This is a genomic window from Rubrobacter marinus (genome assembly GCF_011492965.1).
Lineage (GTDB): Bacteria > Actinomycetota > Rubrobacteria > Rubrobacterales > Rubrobacteraceae > Rubrobacter_F > Rubrobacter_F marinus.
Genome location: NZ_CP045121.1, coordinates 591097 through 608980, shown reverse-complemented (window position 1 = coordinate 608980; position 17884 = coordinate 591097). Strand labels below are relative to the sequence as shown.

The 17884-nt window shown below is 70.7% G+C and carries 16 protein-coding genes and 1 pseudogene; 5 read left to right on the top strand and 12 right to left on the bottom strand.

Annotated features, from left to right (window positions below; genetic code table 11):
- Positions 1 to 88 precede the first annotated feature (88 nt).
- The 3 genes from GBA65_RS03080 to GBA65_RS22715 all read left to right on the top strand — a co-directional run bounded on the left by GBA65_RS03080 (position 89) and on the right by GBA65_RS22715 (position 2504).
- Positions 89 to 1420, top strand: a complete 1332-nt coding sequence (locus tag GBA65_RS03080) for a tetratricopeptide repeat protein (protein ID WP_166395322.1) — start codon at positions 89 to 91, stop codon at positions 1418 to 1420.
- A 6-nt stretch (positions 1421 to 1426) separates the two neighbouring features.
- Positions 1427 to 1645 (top strand): hypothetical protein, encoded by a 219-nt coding sequence (locus GBA65_RS03075; protein WP_166395321.1) that lies wholly within the window; start codon positions 1427 to 1429, stop codon positions 1643 to 1645.
- A 181-nt stretch (positions 1646 to 1826) separates the two neighbouring features.
- A complete protein-coding gene (locus GBA65_RS22715) occupies positions 1827 to 2504 on the top strand; it encodes a response regulator (RefSeq protein WP_407691035.1) in 678 nt (225 codons plus the stop codon).
- Here GBA65_RS22715 and GBA65_RS03065 read toward each other — a convergent pair.
- The 3 genes and pseudogenes from GBA65_RS03065 to GBA65_RS03050 form a co-directional block, all read right to left on the bottom strand.
- On the bottom strand, positions 2501 to 2890 hold the full coding sequence (locus tag GBA65_RS03065; RefSeq protein ID WP_166398311.1) for a response regulator: 390 nt from the start codon (positions 2888 to 2890) through the stop codon (positions 2501 to 2503). The genes GBA65_RS22715 and GBA65_RS03065 overlap by 4 nt on opposite strands.
- Positions 2887 to 3414 (bottom strand): sensor histidine kinase, encoded by a 528-nt coding sequence (locus GBA65_RS23935; protein WP_228281641.1) that lies wholly within the window; start codon positions 3412 to 3414, stop codon positions 2887 to 2889. The genes GBA65_RS03065 and GBA65_RS23935 overlap by 4 nt, the downstream gene beginning before the upstream one ends.
- Positions 3415 to 3783: 369 nt before the next feature.
- Positions 3784 to 5607: pseudogene (locus GBA65_RS03050) on the bottom strand (PAS domain S-box protein); the annotation flags it as partial.
- 596 nt (positions 5608 to 6203) lie between these two features.
- Here GBA65_RS03050 and GBA65_RS03045 point away from each other — a divergent pair.
- On the top strand, positions 6204 to 6590 hold the full coding sequence (locus GBA65_RS03045) for a hypothetical protein (RefSeq protein ID WP_166395317.1): 387 nt from the start codon (positions 6204 to 6206) through the stop codon (positions 6588 to 6590).
- 396 nt (positions 6591 to 6986) lie between these two features.
- On the opposite strand, the gene GBA65_RS03040 is transcribed toward GBA65_RS03045, so the two are convergent.
- The 5 genes from GBA65_RS03040 to GBA65_RS03020 form a co-directional block, all read right to left on the bottom strand.
- The gene (locus tag GBA65_RS03040) at positions 6987 to 7808 is read right to left on the bottom strand and encodes a class I SAM-dependent methyltransferase (RefSeq protein WP_166395316.1); all 822 of its coding nucleotides are present in this window, start codon (positions 7806 to 7808) and stop codon (positions 6987 to 6989) included.
- 590 nt (positions 7809 to 8398) lie between these two features.
- Positions 8399 to 9001, bottom strand: coding sequence for an HD domain-containing protein (locus GBA65_RS03035; protein ID WP_166395315.1), 603 nt, complete (start codon positions 8999 to 9001; stop codon positions 8399 to 8401).
- A 67-nt stretch (positions 9002 to 9068) separates the two neighbouring features.
- Positions 9069 to 9476 (bottom strand): DUF4259 domain-containing protein, encoded by a 408-nt coding sequence (locus tag GBA65_RS03030; protein WP_166395314.1) that lies wholly within the window; start codon positions 9474 to 9476, stop codon positions 9069 to 9071.
- A 16-nt stretch (positions 9477 to 9492) separates the two neighbouring features.
- Positions 9493 to 10437 (bottom strand): cobalamin-binding protein, encoded by a 945-nt coding sequence (locus GBA65_RS03025; protein WP_166395313.1) that lies wholly within the window; start codon positions 10435 to 10437, stop codon positions 9493 to 9495.
- A 14-nt stretch (positions 10438 to 10451) separates the two neighbouring features.
- Positions 10452 to 11576, bottom strand: a complete 1125-nt coding sequence (locus GBA65_RS03020) for a site-2 protease family protein (RefSeq protein ID WP_166395312.1) — start codon at positions 11574 to 11576, stop codon at positions 10452 to 10454.
- 138 nt (positions 11577 to 11714) lie between these two features.
- Here GBA65_RS03020 and GBA65_RS03015 point away from each other — a divergent pair, with 138 nt between their 5' ends.
- Positions 11715 to 13457, top strand: a complete 1743-nt coding sequence (locus GBA65_RS03015; protein WP_166395311.1) for a bifunctional 3'-5' exonuclease/DNA polymerase — start codon at positions 11715 to 11717, stop codon at positions 13455 to 13457.
- A gap of 108 nt (positions 13458 to 13565) precedes the next feature.
- Here GBA65_RS03015 and GBA65_RS03010 read toward each other — a convergent pair whose 3' ends face one another.
- The 4 genes from GBA65_RS03010 to GBA65_RS02995 form a co-directional block, all read right to left on the bottom strand.
- The gene (locus GBA65_RS03010; RefSeq protein ID WP_166395310.1) at positions 13566 to 14396 is read right to left on the bottom strand and encodes an ABC transporter permease; all 831 of its coding nucleotides are present in this window, start codon (positions 14394 to 14396) and stop codon (positions 13566 to 13568) included.
- Positions 14393 to 15415, bottom strand: a complete 1023-nt coding sequence (locus GBA65_RS03005) for an ATP-binding cassette domain-containing protein (protein ID WP_166395309.1) — start codon at positions 15413 to 15415, stop codon at positions 14393 to 14395. Before GBA65_RS03005 ends, GBA65_RS03010 begins: the two co-directional genes overlap by 4 nt.
- A 356-nt stretch (positions 15416 to 15771) precedes the next feature.
- Complete coding sequence (locus GBA65_RS03000; protein ID WP_166395308.1) at positions 15772 to 16014, bottom strand: hypothetical protein; 243 nt, start codon at positions 16012 to 16014, stop codon at positions 15772 to 15774.
- Between the two features lie 264 nt (positions 16015 to 16278).
- Positions 16279 to 17829 (bottom strand): alpha-amylase family glycosyl hydrolase, encoded by a 1551-nt coding sequence (locus GBA65_RS02995; protein WP_166398310.1) that lies wholly within the window; start codon positions 17827 to 17829, stop codon positions 16279 to 16281.
- Positions 17830 to 17884: the final 55 nt, after the last annotated feature.

The following is a 17884-nucleotide window of genomic DNA, read 5'->3' as shown; positions in this document are numbered from 1 at the left end:
GGGCCGGGACCCGGGCGAGGGGGAGTTATCACCAAAACCGGGCGGTTCATCTGGTTTAATTGCTCCCGTGGAGGAGTTCGAGGAGCTTTTGGAACAGGGCGAGACCCTCGCCGGCGAGGGGCTTTTGCAAGACGCGCTGGCGCGCTTTCAGGCGGCCCTGGCGCTGGAGCCCGAGAACCCGGAGGCGATGGAGGCCATAGGCCGGGCCCTCCTCGGCCTCGACCGCACCGAGGAGGCCGAGGCGAACTTTCTGAGCGCCCTGGAGCAGGACCCGGACTGGGTGGCCCCCAGGATGGGGCTCGCGGCCCTCGGGATGCGCGACGACGAGCCGTTCAAGGTGGTCCACCACCTCGAGAGGGCCACCTCGCTCGACCCCGAGTACCCGGACGCCTTCGTCGAGCTCGGGCGCTACTACGGCCTCATGGGCGAGACGGACCTCGCGCGCGCGACCTTTGAGAGGTGGACGAGGTCGCACCCCGACGACGCGGACATGCTCATCAACGCCGGGCTCACCGCCTTCGACGCCTCGGACTACGCCCAGGCGCTGGACTTCTTCGAGAAGGCCATCGAGATCGCGGACGGGGCGTCGGGCGACGGGCAGCAGAAGAGCGGGGCGCGCACCTTCCGGGCCAACTCCCTGGACATGCTCGGCCGCTACCCGGAGGCCGTCGAGGCGTACGAGGAGGTCATCGAGGAGACCCCCGACTGGTGGGAGGCCCACGCGAACCTCGGCATCTGCCACGCCCGCAACAACCGCATGGAGGAGGCCGAGGCCGCCTTCCGGCGCGGCCTGGAGTACTGCCCCGGCTCCCCCGAGATCCGGGACGAGCTCGCCGCCCACCTCCTCGCCGAGGAAAAGAACCTCGACGAGGCCCTCGCCCTGGCCGAGGAGGCCGTGGCCCTGGGCCGCGACGAGATCCGCCACCTCTACACTTTGGGCGAGGTACGGCTGGCCCTCGGGGACGAGGAGGGCTCCGCCGAGGCCTACCGGAGCGTCCTCGCCCTCGACCCCGACGACCCGAACGCCCACCTGGAGCTCGGCCTCTACCGCGAGCGCCGCGGCGAGGTCGGATCGGCGGAGGAGCACCTCATGGAGGCCCTCAAGGGCGACCCGAACAACCCGCGCGCCCTCTACTCCTACGCGAGCCTCTACTACGCCACCGACGACCTCGAAACCGCCGAGGAGCTCCTCGTGCGGGCGGTCACCGCAGACCCCGAGTACTCCCCGGCGCTCTCGGCGCTGGCGAGCATCCGGGCCCGGCGCGGCGACTTCTCGGCCTCGCTCGACCTTATCGAGAAGGCCGTCGCCGCCGGAGAGCAGGACGCCGAGCACTTCGAGAAGGCCATGGAGTTCGCCCCTCTACGCAACAACCCGCGCTTCCGCAACCTCCTCGCCCGGATGGGCGGCCGGAAGGGCTAGGGCCGCGTGTCGACCGGCCTCGCCGCGGGCCTCTTCCTCGTGGTTGTCGGCCTCGTCGCGCTGACGTTCGGGCTCTACGCCCTCCTCCGGGGCGGCCGGGGACGGCGGGGCGGCATCGGCCCCTTGTCGGAGCGCGGCGTCCACGTCGTCGTCGGCGTCAGGATGACGGTTATCGGTCTCGGGAGCATCGGCTTCGGGGCCTACCTGCTCTGGACGGCCTCGTAGCTCGGGCTTCGTCCCGCGTGAGGGAATCCTTCGGTCTCGGGGCGTGACCGGTTCGCGAGGTGTACCGTCGGCGCAGCTTTGGTAGAGATATGGGCCAGGACGACGAGATGGGGGTGCCGGAATCGTACGCATCCTGTTCGCTGAGGTCCATCGCGCGTTCCGCCAGACCGCTTCCTTCCTGATGGGCCGGGAGCCGGATCTGGAGGTCGTGGCGCAGACCGACTCCGTGGCCGAGGGCCGGAGGAGGATGGCCGAAGGCGGCATCGACGCCGCCGTGGTAGACGTGCCGCTGTTCGACGAGTACGGGGTAGCTCTGGTCCAGGAGCTGCACGACGCCGACCCGTCGATACCGGTGCTCGTGCTCTCCCACGCCCTGGACCGCGAAGACCGGGAGAAGCTGCTGGAGGCGGGCGCCGACGAGGTGCTCTCCAAGGAGGTCGGCTTCGAGGAGATCCTCGCCGCGGTGAGGGGGCTCGGGCGCGAGGCGCGGGGGGAGGGGAGCGGCGTCCGCGTCCTGATCTCCTACGAGGAGAGCCACCTCGCCTACAGGGACGCCCTGGTCGCCGCCGTCCGCGCGCTCCGCCCGCAGGTGGCGGTGACGGCCGTGGGCCTCCCGACGCTCGGCTCCGAGGTAGGGCGCTCGAACCCCCACCTCGTGGTGTCGAGCCGGCCCAACACCGTGGACCCGGGGGGTAGGCCCGCGTGGTACACCCTCGCGGCCGAGCCCGACGACCCCTCGGAGCTCTGCGTCGACGGGAGGCGGGAGGCGTCGGAGAACCCCGGTCTCGAGGACCTGCTGGCCGCCATCGACGAGGTGGAGGAGGCGGTCCGCGCCGGGCGCGAGCTCGGGGGCTGCTAGCCGGACCTCAGGCGCCGCACCGTCTCGGCGATCTCCCCGGGCGAGACGGTCTTGTCGAGGACGCCGTCGGCGCCCGCCTCGCGGGCCCGCGAGAGGTTCTCCTCCCCGAGGCTCGCGCTCAGGACCAGCACCCTTACCGAGGGGTTGGTCTCGCGCAGCTCGGCGATCAGGTCGGCCCCGTTGCCGTCCGGCAGCATCAGGTCCACCAGCGCCACGTCGATCCCCCGTCCGATGGCGGCGCGCGCCCCGTCGAGCGTCCCGGCCTGCGCGACCACCTCGAAGCACGGCTGGCGGCTCAGGACGAACGCGAGGGCCTGGCGGAAGGCGGCGTGGTCCTCCACGAGCAGGAGGCGGACGGGCTCGTCGGCGCTCTTCTCCCCGGTCACGCTCGTCCTCCGTTCTGTCGGGGTCCGGCCGGCGCCGGCCGGACCGCTCCGTCCTCCGCCGTCTCCCGCGAGGGGCCGGACCTCGGGACCGTGAGCCGCACCGTGGTGCCACTCCCCGCCGCGCTCTCCACCTCCAGCCTGCCGCCCAGGGCCGCGGCCCTCTCGCGCATGCTCGAGAGCCCCACCCCGGGCGCGGCCCCGGCCCCGAAGCCGCGCCCGTCGTCGGAGACCTCGACCACCAGCTCCTCGGTCCCGGCGTCGAGGTTCACCCGGACGTTGCGGGCCCCGGAGTGGCGCCGGGCGTTGGTCATGGCCTCCTGGATCACGGACAGGATCTCCTCCCCCCGTCTCCCGAGGGGGACCTCCGGGAACCCTTCCCCGACGGCGAGCCGCACGTCCTGGTCGGGGGCCATGGCCCGGACCCTCTCCACGAGGGCCGAGGCCATCTCCGGCAACGGCCGCTCGCGCTCCTCGCGCCTGAGGTCGTTGACGGCCGCTCGCACCTCCCTCGAAGACCTGCGCATCGCGTCCAGGGCGCCGTCGAGGAGGCCCGCCGGCGCCTCCTCGGGGGCACGAGGCGCAGGATCTCCATCGCCTGCGCGGCGTAGGAGAGGTCCTGGAGGGGGCCGTCGTGCAGGTCGCGCGCCATCCGGGCGCGCTCGGCCGTCTGACCTCCCGCAGGGCGTCCTCGGCGCGCCTGCGCTCGGTCATGTCGCGCACCACGGCGCAGATGACCCGCCTGCCGCCGTAGGAGACCACGCTCGCGCCCACCTCCACCTCCACCAGCGTCCCGTCCTTGCGCCGGTACCGGCGCTCGCCGACCACGCGGCGCCCCGCCCGAGGGTGAGCCGCACGGCCTCGTCCACCTCCTCCCTGGGGAGCGCTATAAGCTCGTGGACGTCCCTCCCCACGAGCTCCTCGGGCGCGTCGTAGCCCAGCAGCCCCCGGAAGGCGGGGTTGGCCTCCAGGATGATCAAGGTATCGGCGTCGACGAGGTAGATGCCCTCGGCGGACTGCTCGATGACCGCCCGGTAGCGCTCCTCGCTCTGCCTGAGCGCCTCCTCGGCCTCGCGCTGCTCGGTCACGTCGGTGTTGGTCCCGAACCAGCGCACGATCCCGCCGTCCTCGTCGCGGATGGGCCTGGCGCGGGAGAGAAACCAGCGGTAGGCGCCGTCCTTGCCGCGCAGGGGAAAGGTGTCCTCCCAGGGCTCGCCGGAATCCCACGACCGCTGGACGCGCTCGGTCACGCGCTCGACGTGGTCGGGGTGGTGGACCTCCCTCCAGCCCCAGCCCTGCATCTCCTCGAGGGTCGTGCCGGTGTACTCGAACCACCGCTTGTTGTACCAGAAGATCCAACCCTTCTCGTCGGCCATCCACGCGAGCTGCGAGATGTTGTCCGCCAGCGTACGGAACCGCTCCTCGCTCCCGCGCAGGTCCCTGACCGCCCGCGCCCGCTCTATGGACTCCCAGCACCGCTCGGCCACGGTCCTCACGAGCTCGACCTCCTCGTCCGACCAGCGCCGCGGCGTCGCCTGGTGGACGGCCATCCCCGCCACGAACCGCCCGGCCTTGTGCAGCGGCACGCTCACGACGGCCCGGATGCTCGTCTGCCGGTACGCCTCCAGATCCCCGGCGGAGACGCGCTCGTCCGCCTCGGCGTCGCGGACGACGTACGGCTCGTTCTCCCGCATCAGGCGCAGCGCCTCGGTGCCGAAGGCGGACATGGCGAACCGCCCGGCGATGCCGGGCATGCCCCGGGCGTAGTCTCCGGTGATGCGAAAGTGGTCCTCGTCCGCCTCCACCTCGGCGTAGGCGCAGCGGTCGGCGTCGAGGTGCTCGCCGAGCATCCGGGCGGCGGTGGCCGTCAGCTCGTCCGGGTCCGTGAGCGGCTGCAGCGCGTGGTTGAGGTCTGCAAGGAACCTGGCCCGCTCGTTCGCCTCCTTGTGCTCGGTCATGTCGCGGGCGACCTTGGAGAAGCCGCGCAGCCTCCCCTCCCCGTCGTACATCGGCCTGACGAACCCGCTGGCCCAGAAGCGCGAGCCGTCCTTGCGCAGGTGCCAGCGCTCGTCCTCGGCGCGACCCTCGACCTCCGCCCGCATCAGCTCCGCCTCGGGCGCGCCCCTCCGGACGTCCTCGGGCACGAAGAGGAGCGAGCCGGGCTCCCCCAGGATCTCGTCCTCCCGGTAGCCGAAGAGGCGCTCGGCCCCAGCGTTCCAGTTGGCGACGCGCCCTTCGGGGTCGAGCATGAGGATCGCGTAGTCCTCGGCGCTCTCCACCAGCGAGCGGTAGCGCTCTTCGCTCTCGTGCAGGCGCCGCCCCGCGGAGTGCATGGCCTCGACCAGCAGGCTGATGACCGCCCCCTCCAGCACGAACACCAGGAGGCGCAAGCCCTGACCGAACCCGATAAGCTGGAGAGAGTACTGCGGGGAGAGGAGAAAGTAACTGCTGAGCAGGGCGGAGAGGGCGGTGGCCACGAGCCCCGGACCCAGGCCGCCCAGGTAAGCCGCGACCATCACGGCGGCGAAGAACATCATGAAGGGGCTCGCGTTCGGCCCGGACCCGAACAGGGGGACCAGCAGCAACTGCAGCAGCAGCGCGAGGACGACGGCCAAGATCGCGCTGCCGTAACGCGCAAGCCACGCTCCGCCACCGTGGGGCGGGTGCTTCGAATGCCGGTCCAACGCCAAGCTCCTGCTCCCTACCCGGTCCGGGGACACGGTCGTACTTCTCCGCGAATAGCCGCCCTTATCTGTTCAACATACCCTGCTGCAACGTGTGCAGCAACCCTGCCGGGCCCGCCCGCAAAGCCCGAGGAGCGACGGCAGCGCAGGGACCGGGGGAACGGACCTCGGAGAACACGGACGAGGGGAGACGAGAAGCCGCCGTCGCGTTGGTCCGACGCCTCCCCGCCGGCTCCGCCCACCCCAGAAGCACCTCCCGGCTCCGCGCGGCGTATCGTTTTGCGCCTTCGGTTTGTCTTATAGAGAACAAGACGGTGCCTGGCGACCGATGACGAGCGGGAGGCGAAGAGGCAGCGACTGCGGAACCAGCCGGTGCGCTCGCGGCGGCCGGGTTCGCCCGGAGGTCGGGACCGCTTGCGGCAGGGGGCGGATGGGCGCCGCGTGAAGGCCCCCGCTCGGCGAGCCCGGTACGCTCCCGGGCACCCCTACTCGCCTCCTAGCCCAAATCGGCTGCACAAAGATACGCACATCTGGTGAGGCCGCGGCGGGTACGGCGGGGGTATCGTTGTCGGACCAGGAGACGTACGGACGCGAAGGGGACCGCTAGAGGCGGTCGGAGACGGGAGAACGACGTGATAGCCAGCATAATCGGAGGTGCTATCGACGGCGGGACGGACGAGTTCCCCGTGGTGCTGATCTCCCTACGACCGCGTTCCTACTCCCACACCATCGGTCAGGTGATCGGCGAGCTCAGGCCCGACCTGAGGGTTCACGTGGTGGAGGCGGTCGAGCTCACCGAACAGGTAGACCGGCTCAGGCCCGACGTGGTCCTGTGCAGCCAGCCCGACATCGTCGACGGGAACGGCGGCCGTCCCTTCGAGACCTCCTGGGTGGAGTACTATCCATACGCCGAGCCTCCGGAGGACGAGATCCGCGTCGACGGCCGGAGCTACGGCAAGAGGTCCGTCCACCTCGAAGACCTGCTCACGCTCATAGACCGCGTGCTGACGCACGCCTAGGCTTCTCCGCAGCAAGGGCCGAACCTCCAACGGCGACTCTTCGGGCTCGGAGCCCCTTGGCGAGTGCGGGAGACTGAAGCCCTCGATGCTCGAGGACTACGCCAGGAGGACGCCGCCATGGCCCGACCAGCCGCTACGAGTACCGTTCGCGTGTCACGAGTGCCGGGGATGCCTTCTAGGTGCCTGTTCGTTCTGACAGGCTACGCGGTAGCCCCGGTGATGGGACATGGTGCGGCCACGAGCGTCGTGCCGTAGCTAGCTCATTGGACAGACGAAGACGGGGTGGCTGCAGGCGGCTTACCGGGTTCCCTCGGTGGTGGCGGGCCTATGGGGCCGCAGGAGCGGCCCCGTCTACGCCCTCGCCCGGGTCCTCGTCTCCCCGCAGGGGAGGATCGGCTATGTTCGGGTCGCGACGACCTCGAGGTATTCGGAGTCCATGCGGGTGGTGCCGTCGGTGGCGAGGTTGTGCTCGGTCCACAGGCCCTCGAGGTCGCGGCGGAGAGCGGTCTGCCCTGCGTCGTCGAGCGCGGTAAAGGCCCGATTCATGGGGCCGTAGTAGGTGCGGAAGTGCTCCACCACCTCGGATGGGGGGAAGGGATAGTAGAACGGGTACTGCCGTCTGGTCAGGCGTAGCTCCGCTACCCCGTCGCGCAGCCGCTCGCGGACGGTCGCTTCGTCGCCCCACAGCATCGGCGAGGGCATCAGGGGCGGGGGCGGCACGTGCTTGCCGATGACCTTGAACATCTGTCCGACGAAGCCCTCGGGGGTCCAGTTGCCCATGACGATCCGCCCGCCAGGCCGGCAGACGCGGACCAGCTCGGCGGCCACCCGCTCGGGTCGGGGCGCGAACATCGCCCCGAAGAGGCTCACCACCAGGTCGAAGGAGGCGTCCTCGTAGGTCAGCATCTCGGCGTCGCCTTCGTCGAATCGGGCGTCCAGGCCCTCGTCTCGGGCCCGGGCGCGCGCCTGCTCGATCGAGTTCGTGGCGATGTCGACGCCCGTCACCACGGCTCCGGCGCGCGCGGCGGGGATGGAGATCTGGCCCGCCCCGCAGGCCACGTCGAGCACTCGCGTCCCGGCCTGGAGGGGGATCCGCGCCAGAAACTCCAGCGCGCTCGGCTCCAGGTACCTGGCGAAGTGCCCGTAGTCTCCGGCCATCCAGGTGGCTTTGAGGCGAGCCTTCAACGATTCCATCGCGGGTGTCGTCTCAAGCGTCATTACGCTCCTTCCGTCCCCCCATCGTGCGCCACCGAGCAACGTCCTCCCCATGAACCGGCGCCACGCCTACTTCTCCTGCCCTCATCTCTTCCGGCAATCTCTGGTCGTTGCTCCTTACGTTACATTTACCCGGCTTTCCGGATCTCCGCAAGGCGCGCGACGGTACCGGCCCTCCTACCCCCGTTCGACCGGACCAGGGATAACCCCCCCGAGGATTGCTCGCCGAGGAACGCGCCGTGGCGAGTAGTGGCCCGTATTCCTGAGCCTCCAAGGAGACGAAAAGCCCGTCGGCGAGATGCTCGGCGGCCCGGTGTTTCGGTGATCGGCGGGCGCCGCGGACTCGTTCGACGGCGGCCGTAGAGCTTCTCGAAGCCGAGCGGCGGTCCCCTACCGTCGGGGCTCCTTCGGCCCGTCCCCGAAGGTTCACGTCGGCTGTGGGGGCAAGGACGGGAAGCCAACCGCGGAGCGCTGACGGGCGGTGGGGCCGGTTGCGGGGGTAGATGATCGAGGTCCGCCGCTACGAGTCGGGTGGGGCGGCGACGCTTGTCTTCGAGCCGCCATGGCTCGATGCGTCTTCTCGTGCCCGGCGGCTACAAGAGCTTGAGGTTGCCGGTGTCCCTCTCCAGGTTGCCGAAGAAATCGTCCATCTCGACGACGCGCTCGCGGGCGATCTCGCGGGATGCGTCGAGCCGGAGGAGGTCGGGGACGCTGCGCCGGAGGCTCCGCGCGTGGCGGAAGGCCGCGGGCAGGTCGGGGACGTCGTCTTCGAGGCCCACCATCGCGAAGACGCGGGCGAGGCCCGTGGCGCCCAGGTAGTCGAGGGCGACGGCGTCCTTGAGGAGGTGGGATTCGGGGTGGTGGCCGGGCGCGGCGCCGGGCGGATGGTGCTCGATGGCGTCCAGGACGACGCGGGAGGCGTCGGGGGGGTAGTCCCCGTCCCGGAGCATCCCCGCCGCGACGGCCAGGGAGCGCCGGACGTGGTCCGTCCCCTCCCTCATGGAGTAGGCCCTGTACAGCCCGATGTCGTGCAGCAGGGAGGCGAGGCGGAGGGCCTCGGCGTCGTACCGGAGTCCCTCCTCGCGGGCGAGGTCCTCGGCGAGGACGCAGACCCTGACGCAGTGGGCGTAGCCCCAGACCGGGTGCGTGCCCATCCGCGAGACCAGCCGGTCTATCTCCTTCAGGATCGGCTTCACAGGTTCTAGAGTCTAGCGGACCCGCCGGACGGGCGCGACCGGACGGGCCCCGTTCGGGCCACCGGGGCTAGCGCCCGAGCCGCGAGACGAGGCCGTCCACGGCCGCGTACCACTCCCCGGCCTCGCCCGACTCTTCCCACAGCTCCCTGAGCTCCGAGCCCGGCGCGTCCCTGACCGCCCTCGCGGCCCGTACCGCGAGGGCCGAGGCGCCGCTCTCGACCGTCGCGCCGTGCTCGCGGACCCAGGCCGCCGCCTCTTCCGGCAGCCCGGGACCGGGGCTTCCCGCCGAGGCGGCGACGACCTCGGCCGCCGCGAGCGCCATCGCGCAGTCCGAGGCGTCGAGGTAGCCGCCGTCATCGTGGACCACGGCTTCGAGCGCCTCCGAGACGGGCCCCGGTCCCCGAGCCTGGCCCAGCCCGTAGACCCAGTCGAGCGCGTCGTCGTTCTCGAAGATCCCCGGTCCCCAGGCCCCCAAGGTCCTCGCCTGCTCCCTAGGGAGTCGGGCTCGCCGCTTCGGGGAGCGAAGGGTCGAGCCTGCGGGCGGCCGTCGCCGGGGGCGGACCCGCGAACGCCTCCGGGTGGAGGAGGCGCGCCAGGATCTCCACCCCCTCCACGAGGCGCGGCGCCGGGCGGCTGAAGAACGAGTTGCCGTCGACGGCCCACACGCGCCCCGAGCGTACCGCGGGCACGCCGCTCCAGCCCTCGAGGCGGGGCAGGGGACGGGCCTCTAGGAGGGCGCGCTCCTTGTCGAAGCCGCAGGGCATCAGGACGAGCACCTCGGGTTCGGCGGCGAAGACGTCCCCCCACCGGAGGCGCGCGGAGGGTTCGCCCTCGCGGGCGAAGAGATCCTCGCCTCCGGCCAGACGGACCATCTCGGGGACCCAGTGGCCGGCGGAGAACGGCGGGTCGAGCCACTCGATCGCGCCGACGCGCGGCCGTGGAAGCCCCTCGACGGCCTCCCGCACGCGGACGAGCCTCTCCCCGAGGGCGGCGACGCTCTCGCGGGCGGCGCTGCCCCTGCCCACGGCGTCGCCGACCTCGACCGCGCACGCGAGGACCTCTCCCAGCGTCGTCGGGTTCATGGAGAGGACGCGGGGGTTCGTGGAGAGCCCGGTTGCGGCCTCGCGCACGACGTCCAGGGAGACGGCGCAGACGTCGCAGAGGCCCTGGGTGAGGATGAGGTCGGGTTTCAGCTCCTCCAGAAGCTCCGCGTCCAGGGCATAGAGGCTCCCGGTCTCGGAGAGGTGCCTGCCGATGGCGGCGTCGATCTCGGCGCTCGTCATGGCGTGGTGGTCGATGGGTGGGCGGGTCAGCTTCGGGAGCGCCTCTACGCCGGCGGGGTAGTCGCACTCGTGCGACACGCCGACGAGTTCCTCGGAGGCGCCGACGAAGGAAAGAAGCTCCGTCGCGCTCGGGAGGAGTGAGACCACGCGCACCCTGGGCCCCTCTCCTAGTACTGGGGCTTGCGCAGGTCGCGCAGGAGGTTGGCCTGGCCGATGTCGTCGACGGTGAGCATGCCGACGAGCTCGCCGTTCTCGACGACGGGTATGGCGCGGAAGCCGCTCTCCTGGAGGAGGCGGGTGCCCTCCTCGAAGAGGTCGGCATCCGGGGCTATCGTGGGGAAGTCCGTGCGCATCACGTCGCGCACGTCGCGGAACTTGTCGGGGGAGTGGACGGCCGGGAAGATCTCGCCGCGCGTCAGCATCCCGACGACCCTGCCGTCGTCCTCGACCACCGGGAAGTCCACCTGGTAGCCGTGGATGACCGCGTCGAGGACCTGGCCGAAGTTGTTGTACGGGGAGACGGTCTCCGTGCGCCGCTTCGTGCCCATCACGTCCGAGACGTCGAGGCCGCGCGTCGTCTCACGCTGGCGGACCATCTGCTGCTCGCCCGAGGCGCCGAAGAAGACGAAGATGGCGATGAGGATCAACCCGAGGTTCCCCGTCGCGAAGCCGAAGAACCCGAGCGCTATGGCGAGAAACTGGCCGATGGCGGCCGAGATGTCCGTGGCGCGCACCGGCCCGAAGCGGATCGCGAGGAGCCCCCTCAAGACCCTGCCGCCGTCGAGCGGGAAGGCCGGGATGAGGTTAAAGACCACGAGCCCTATGTTGACGAGCCCCAGGTAGAACAGGGCGCCGCCCACGGACTGCTGCGCCGCCGCGAGCCCCGGGGGCGAGGTGAGGTCCACGCCGAAGGCGAAGGCGAGGCCGAGGAAGATCGGGGCGAGCACCACGTTCACGAGGGGACCGGCCACCGCGATCTTGATCTCGTCGACCGGCTTGTCGGGGAGGGTCTTGAGCCGGGCGACGCCGCCTATGGGCAGCAGCGTTATGTCGGTGACGTCGATGCCGAGCCGCTGCGCCACGAGCGAGTGCCCGAACTCGTGCAGCACGACGCACAGGAACAGCGCCAGGATGACGGCGATGGTGACGGCGATCCCCAGGGTGACGTTGACGCCCGCCCTGGTGGCGGTCCCGTAGCCGATGTACCCGAAGAAGGCCAGCAGCAAGAAGAAGGTCCAGTGGACCTTGACGTCGATGCCGGCGAACCGGCCGATCTTGAAAGAGTTGCCCATGGCGCCTTTTGCATCCTTTTCGCTTGAAAAGACCCTGCCTACGAAGCGGTTATATCCTACCCGAGCCCGAAGTCTGTAATCCCGCCGATAGGGGCGCCGGGTCCGGGACCCCGCCGCGCTCCCTGCTAGAATCCGCGCATGGAAAAGAGCCTCTCCGAGCACAAGCTCGTCACCGACGCCGCGGACCTCGCCCCCATCGCCGAAGCCGTCAGGGGGGCCGAGGCAGTGGGCGTGGACCTCGAAACGACGGCGCTCTCGCCCAGGGACGGCCGCATCCGCCTCCTCCAGGTTGCCACGCCGGACGAGACCCACGTCATCGACGTCTTCGAGGTCGGCGACCTCTCGCCGCTGAAGGAGGCTCTCGAGGACGGGCCGGTCAAGGTCGGACACAACCTCAAGTTCGACTACTCTTTCCTCAAGGACGAGCACGGCATCGCCCTCTCCCCCATCTTCGACACCATGCTCGCCGCCCAGCTTCTCGCCGGCGGGAACCAGAGCCCGGCCTTCTCCCTGGAGGCCGTAGCGGAGCGCGAGCTCGACCGGAAGCTGGACAAGTCGGCGCGGCGGGAGGACTGGTCGGGGAAGCTCTCCGAGGCGCAGATCGAGTACGCCGCCCGCGACGCCGCCGTCCTGCTGCCGCTGCGCGAGAAGCTCGCGGAGCGGCTGAGGGAGGAGGAGCTGCTCCGCATCGCGAAGATAGAGTTCGCCGCCGTCGCGACCATCGCGGAGATGGAGCTCGCCGGGGTGAAGCTCGACGTGACGCGCTGGAAGGAGCTCGAGAAGGTCGTCCGCAAGCGCCGGGACGAGAAGGCCCTGGAGCTCGACGCGCAGTTCCCCGAGCCCGAGGGGATGCTGCCGCTGGAGGGCCTGGGCCCGCGGCTCAACCTGAACAGCCCGCAGCAGATCACGGACGCCTTCCGTACTCTAGGGATAGAGCTTGCGGACACGAAGGTCTGGACGCTCCTGAAGGTAGACCACCCGGCCGCGAAGCTACTCCTCGAGTACCGCGAGCTCCAGAAGAAGCTCGGGACGTACCTGGAGACCTACCCGAAGTTCGTCGACGGGAAGACCGGGCGCATCCACGCGAACTTCCTGCAGTGCCGGGTGCCGACGGGCCGTCTCGCCTGCACGAACCCGAACATCCAGCAGATCCCGCACGAGGACGAGTTCCGCCGCTGCTTCGTGGCCGAGGAGGGCTACACCCTCGTCATCGCGGACTACTCGCAGGTCGAGCTCCGCATCCTCGCGGAGGTCTCGGGGGACCCGGCCTTTGTCGAGGCGTTCCGAAACGGCGACGACCTGCACCGCGTCACGGCGGCGACGATGTACGGGGTGACGATGGACGAGGTCTCCAAGGACCAGCGCTCGGCGGCCAAGAGGATCAACTTCGGCCTGATGTACGGGCGCGGGGCGAAGAGCCTCTCGGCGCAGCTCGGCGCGAGCGAGGAGCGGGGCCGCCAGCTTATAGACGAGTACTTCGCCAACTACCCCAAGGTCAGGAGCTTCCTCCAGAAGACCGCCAGCCGGGCCGTTCGCGACCGAACCCTGCGCACCATCGCGGGCAGGGTCCGGAAGTTCGGCGATTCCGGCCCCCTCGACGACAAGGGCGCGATGCGGCGCGAGGCGATGAACTACCCGATCCAGGGCTGCTCCGCCGACATCGCCAAGCTCGCCCTCGTCTACGTGCGCGAGGACCTGAAGAGCCTCGACGCCCGGCTCGTCAACTGCATCCACGACGAGTTCGTCGTCGAGTGCCGCGAGGAGATCGCCGCCGAGGTCGCCGAGAGGACGAGCGCCGCGATGACCCGGGCCGGAGAGGCCATCCTCAAAAAGGTCCCGACCGAGGTCGAGGTCGCGACCTCGCGCGAGTGGCGCAAGTAAGCACCCCGACCGCGTAGGACGAACGACCTCCGCCGCCCCTCGAAGCGCGCCACCCTTCTGCAACGGGCGTCTCGACGCGTTCGGGCGCCGGGGCGGACGGCGGTCCGGTCAGCGTGCCGTGGTGCGCCTGTAGAGGGAGATGGAGAGCGGGACGAAGACCACGAGCAGGCCCACGCACCAGGCGAGGGCGATCCAGCCGTCCGAGCCGACGGGCTGGTCGAGGAGGAAGCCCCTGACGGCGTCCACGATCTTCGTGAACGGCTGGTTGTTCGCGAAGACGCGTAAGGGGGCGACCATGCCGTCGGTCGGCACGAACGCGCTCGAGGCGAAGGTCAGCGGGAAGAGCCAGATGAAGCCGGCGGACTGCGCCGCCTCCACGCTGCGCGAGAGCAGGCCCACCGCCGCCCCGACCCAGGAGAACGCGAAGCTCAGGAGCAGCAGGAGCCCGATCGCGGCCGCCCACCCCGCGACCCCGGCCTCGGGGCGGAAGCCGACGAGGAGGCCCACGGCGAGCATCACGGCGACGGTGAACGCGTTGCGCACCAGGTCGGCGACCGTCCTGCCGGTGAGGACGGCCGAGGGCGCCATGGGCAGCGAGCGGAACCGGTCGACGAGCCCCCTCTGGAGGTCCTCGGCGAGGCCTATGCCCGTCGAGACGGACCCGAAGGCCACGGTCTGCACGAAGATGCCGGCCATGAGGAAGTTGACGTAGGAGGTGCCGCCGCCGACGTCGATGGCCCCGCCGAAGACGTAGCGGAACAGGAGCACGAACATGACCGGCTGGATCGTGGCGAAGACGAGCAGCTCGGGGATGCGCGGGATCTGCACGAGGTTGCGCTTGGCTAGTACGAGCCCATCGGCCAGGGCCCAGTAGAGCCTCCCGTGCCGCCGCGGCGCCCCGGAGCCCGCGCGGCGCGCGCCTTCTTCGGCAGCCCTCATGGCCTCTCCCCCTCTCCGTCGCCGGTTCTCCCATCACCCGGCGGGCTCTGCGCCGCGCCGTCTCCTTCGGCCCCGCGCCCGGTGAGGGCGAGGAAGACGTCGTCGAGGGTGGGGCGGTGCAGGCCCAGATCCTCTATCTCCACCCCGGCGGCGTCGAGGTCGCGGACGACCGAGGCGAGGAGCCGCGCCCCGCCCTCGACGGTCACGCTCAACCTGCGCCCGCCGTCTTCGGAGCGCACGTTGCTCTCGCCCCCGCGGGCGTAGCGCTCCAGCACCCGGACCGCAGCCTCGCGCCCGCCGCCCTCGGCGACGACCTCGAGGCGCTCGCCGCCCACCCGCGCCTTGAGCTCGTCGGCCGTGCCCTCGGCGATGACCCGGCCGCCGTCGACGACGGCGATACGGTCGGCCAGGCGGTCGGCCTCGTCGAGGTACTGCGTGGTCAAGAGGAGCGTGGTACCGCCGGAGACGAGCTCCTCGATGACGTCCCACATCTCGAGGCGGCTCCGCGGATCCAACCCCGTCGTCGGCTCGTCGAGGAACAGGACCGGCGGGGAGACGATGAGGGATGCCGCGAGGTCGAGGCGGCGGCGCATCCCGCCCGAGTACGTCTTCGCCAGCCGGGAGGCGGCGTCCACCAGCCCGAAGCGCTCCAGCAGCTCGTCGGCCCTCTTGCGGGCCTGCCTCTTCGGCAGGTGGTAGAGCCGCCCGAACATCTCCAGGTTCTCCCGGCCGGTGAGGTTCTCGTCGAGGGCGGCGTACTGGCCGGTGAGCCCGATGCGCGTGCGCAGCTCGTCGGCCCGGTTCAGCACGTCGAGGCCCGCGACCTCCGCGTACCCGGCGTCGGGCCTCAGCAGCGTGGTGAGGACGCGCACGGCGGTGGTCTTGCCGGCGCCGTTCGGCCCCAGCAGCCCGAGGACCGTCCCCTCCTCCACGGCCAGGTCGAGGCCGTCCAGCGCCCGGGTCTTGCCGTAGCTCTTCACGAGCCCCTGCGCCAGAATGGTAGGTCTGCCGTTCGTCATGCGGAGTCCCCGGATGGAGCGTGCGCTACCCCGTAAACATAACCGATGCCCCCGGAGACAACACGGCTTTCTACGAGGCCCCTCGTCTCCCCCTTCGACCAACATGCCCGGCCCGACAGGGACAACGCTGCGGGCATCCTTGCCACGGGGAACTCGGGCCCGGCATCCCATCTTCGGGGAGCTCTCGATACGGCATGGCTCCTCCGGGTTACGGAACTCGGGGGGACGTCGGCCTGGCCGGGGGCGGAGCGGACGCGAACGAAGGGCGCCCGCCGCGAACCAGCTCCTACTCCGGCGGTTCACGGCGGGCGCCCTTCGTTCGGACCCGGGTAGCAGTGTCCGGGGAAGATTCGCCCCTAGGCGGTGTTCGCCCTGTCGCGGTGGAGCAGGCGCCTCACGCGGGCGACCTCGTCGTCGGAGCGGTCGGAGAGGGTGAGCTCCCTGCCGCACTCGCACTCGACGGGCCCCTCCCCCCCGACCCAGTCGTCCTCCATGCCGAGCAGGACGACCTTCTCCCCGCAGTCGCACTCCAGCACGATGCGCTCCGAAAACTCGACGTACCGATCCTCGAAGCGGTCAAGATCCGAACCAGGCTGCATTGTTCCCCCCTTGGTGTCTTCAGCAGCGGCCGAGGGAGAAGTTCGCACATCCAAGGATGCAGCACAACGTCAACCTCGCTCTACCCATGACTTCCGCCAAGGTTCACCTGAACCTGCGGTAGAGGTTGATGCGAAAAAGCGCCGTTTTGGTGCATATCCGCGACCTCGACCCGTGGGGTGCGGGCGGGCGTGGTGGCCTACGTGTTGTGGTTCGGGGGGTCGCGTGGGTCTACCTGCCGCTGAGTCTGTACGCGCGGTCGAGGGTTAGTCGAGGAGCTCGACGATCAAGCCTTCGTCGGGCCTCAGGCGTAGCTCGCCGTCCGTCTCCTCCCCCTCGCGGTCCGGATGGGTGGAGAGGATGACGCGTCCGCGCGTCGTCGGGCCGGTTTCGGGGACGAGTTGGTGGTGGGGGGCGTGTCCCAGGTTGAGGGCGACGAGGAAGCGGCGGCCGTCGGCTTCGCGGAGGTAGGCGAGAGCGTCGCCGGTTGCGGGGACGGGCGTGTACGAGCCCGAGGCGAGGGCGGGTGTCGCGCGGCGGAGGGCGAGGAGGCGTCGGTGGAGGGTCAGGATGGAGGCGGGGTCGTCGCGCTCGGCGGCGACGTTGGTCCGGTCGTGGTCTTCGGCGACGGGGAGCCAGGGCTCCGCGTCCGGGGGGCAGAACCCGGCTTTCGCGCCGGCGGTCCACTGCATCGGGGTGCGTTCGGGGTCGCGGCCGAGGCCCCTGCCGGGGACGTTCCTCTCCCAGGGGTCCTGCGTCTTCTCCGGGGAGATCGGGACGTCGTGCATCCCGATCTCGTCCCCGTAGTAGATCGTGGGGGTGCCGCGCAGCGTGAGGAGGAGCATCGCCGCGACGGGGGCCTGCGCCGCCCCGACGCGGCTGGCGATGCGCGAGCGGTCGTGGTTGCCCAGGACCCAGTTCGGCCAGGCGCCCTCGGGGAGGGCGGCCTCGTAGCGCTCGACGAGGGAGGCTACCTCCCGGGCGTTCCACGGCGTTGGGATGAGGTGCATGTTCGTCGGCAGGTGGACGCCCGTGCCGTCCTCGCCATAGTAGGCGACGAGCCGCTCGATCGGCAGGTAGAGCTCGCCGACGAGCAGCTTCCCGCCGTACCCGTCGAGCACCGCGCGCATCCCGCGCACGGCCTCGTGAACCTCGGGACGGTCGGTCGAGAAGACCGGCAGGAGGGCGTCGTAGGGGGAGCCTTCCGGGTCGTGGTCCGGGTTCGGCGGGTTGTCCCGGAAGAGCTCGTCCTTGAAGAGCTGGCGGAGGGCGTCGACCCGGAAGCCGTCCGCGCCGCGCTCCAGCCAGAAGCGCAAGACGCCGAGCATCGCCGCGCGGACCTCCCCGTTGCGCCAGTTCAGGTCGGGCTGCTCGGGGAGGTAGGCGTGGTAGTAGTACTGGCCCGTCGCGTCGTCGTAGGTCCACCCCGGGCCGCCGAAGCTCGCGAGCCAGTTGTTCGGGGGGCCGCCGGTCCCCGGGTCGGGATCCCGCCAGAGGTACCAGTCGCGCTTCGGGCTGTCCCGGGAAGAGCGCGACTCCTCGAACCAGGGGTGGCGGTCCGAGGTGTGGTTCGGGACGTAGTCGAGGACGACCTTCAGGCCGAGGCGGTGGGCTTCGGCGACGAGAGCGTCGAAGTCTTCGAGCGTGCCGAAGGCGGGATCGACGTGCCCGTGGTCGGAGACGTCGTAGCCGAAGTCCTTCATGGGGGAGGGGTAGAACGGCGAGATCCATACGGCATCCACCCCGAGCCAGGAGAGGTAGGGGAGCCCCTGCGCGATGCCCCGCAGGTCGCCGACGCCGTCGCCGGAGGAGTCCATAAACGAGCGCGGGTAGACGTGGTAGATCACCGCGCGCTCCCACCAACGTTCCTGC

What these genes read in the sequence shown, in the direction of transcription:
- GBA65_RS22715 (WP_407691035.1), top strand. Translation starts at nt 1,827, where the DNA reads ATGGGCCGGGAGCCGGATCTGGAGGTCGTGGCGCAGACCGACTCCGTG.
- GBA65_RS23935 (WP_228281641.1), bottom strand. Translation starts at nt 3,414, where the DNA reads ATGCGCAGGTCTTCGAGGGAGGTGCGAGCGGCCGTCAACGACCTCAGG.
- GBA65_RS03040 (WP_166395316.1), bottom strand. Translation starts at nt 7,808, where the DNA reads ATGACGCTTGAGACGACACCCGCGATGGAATCGTTGAAGGCTCGCCTC.
- GBA65_RS03020 (WP_166395312.1), bottom strand. Translation starts at nt 11,576, where the DNA reads ATGGGCAACTCTTTCAAGATCGGCCGGTTCGCCGGCATCGACGTCAAG.
- GBA65_RS03015 (WP_166395311.1), top strand. Translation starts at nt 11,715, where the DNA reads ATGGAAAAGAGCCTCTCCGAGCACAAGCTCGTCACCGACGCCGCGGAC.
- GBA65_RS03010 (WP_166395310.1), bottom strand. Translation starts at nt 14,396, where the DNA reads ATGAGGGCTGCCGAAGAAGGCGCGCGCCGCGCGGGCTCCGGGGCGCCG.
- GBA65_RS03005 (WP_166395309.1), bottom strand. Translation starts at nt 15,415, where the DNA reads ATGACGAACGGCAGACCTACCATTCTGGCGCAGGGGCTCGTGAAGAGC.
- GBA65_RS03000 (WP_166395308.1), bottom strand. Translation starts at nt 16,014, where the DNA reads ATGCAGCCTGGTTCGGATCTTGACCGCTTCGAGGATCGGTACGTCGAG.
- GBA65_RS02995 (WP_166398310.1), bottom strand. Translation starts at nt 17,829, where the DNA reads ATGGACTCCTCCGGCGACGGCGTCGGCGACCTGCGGGGCATCGCGCAG.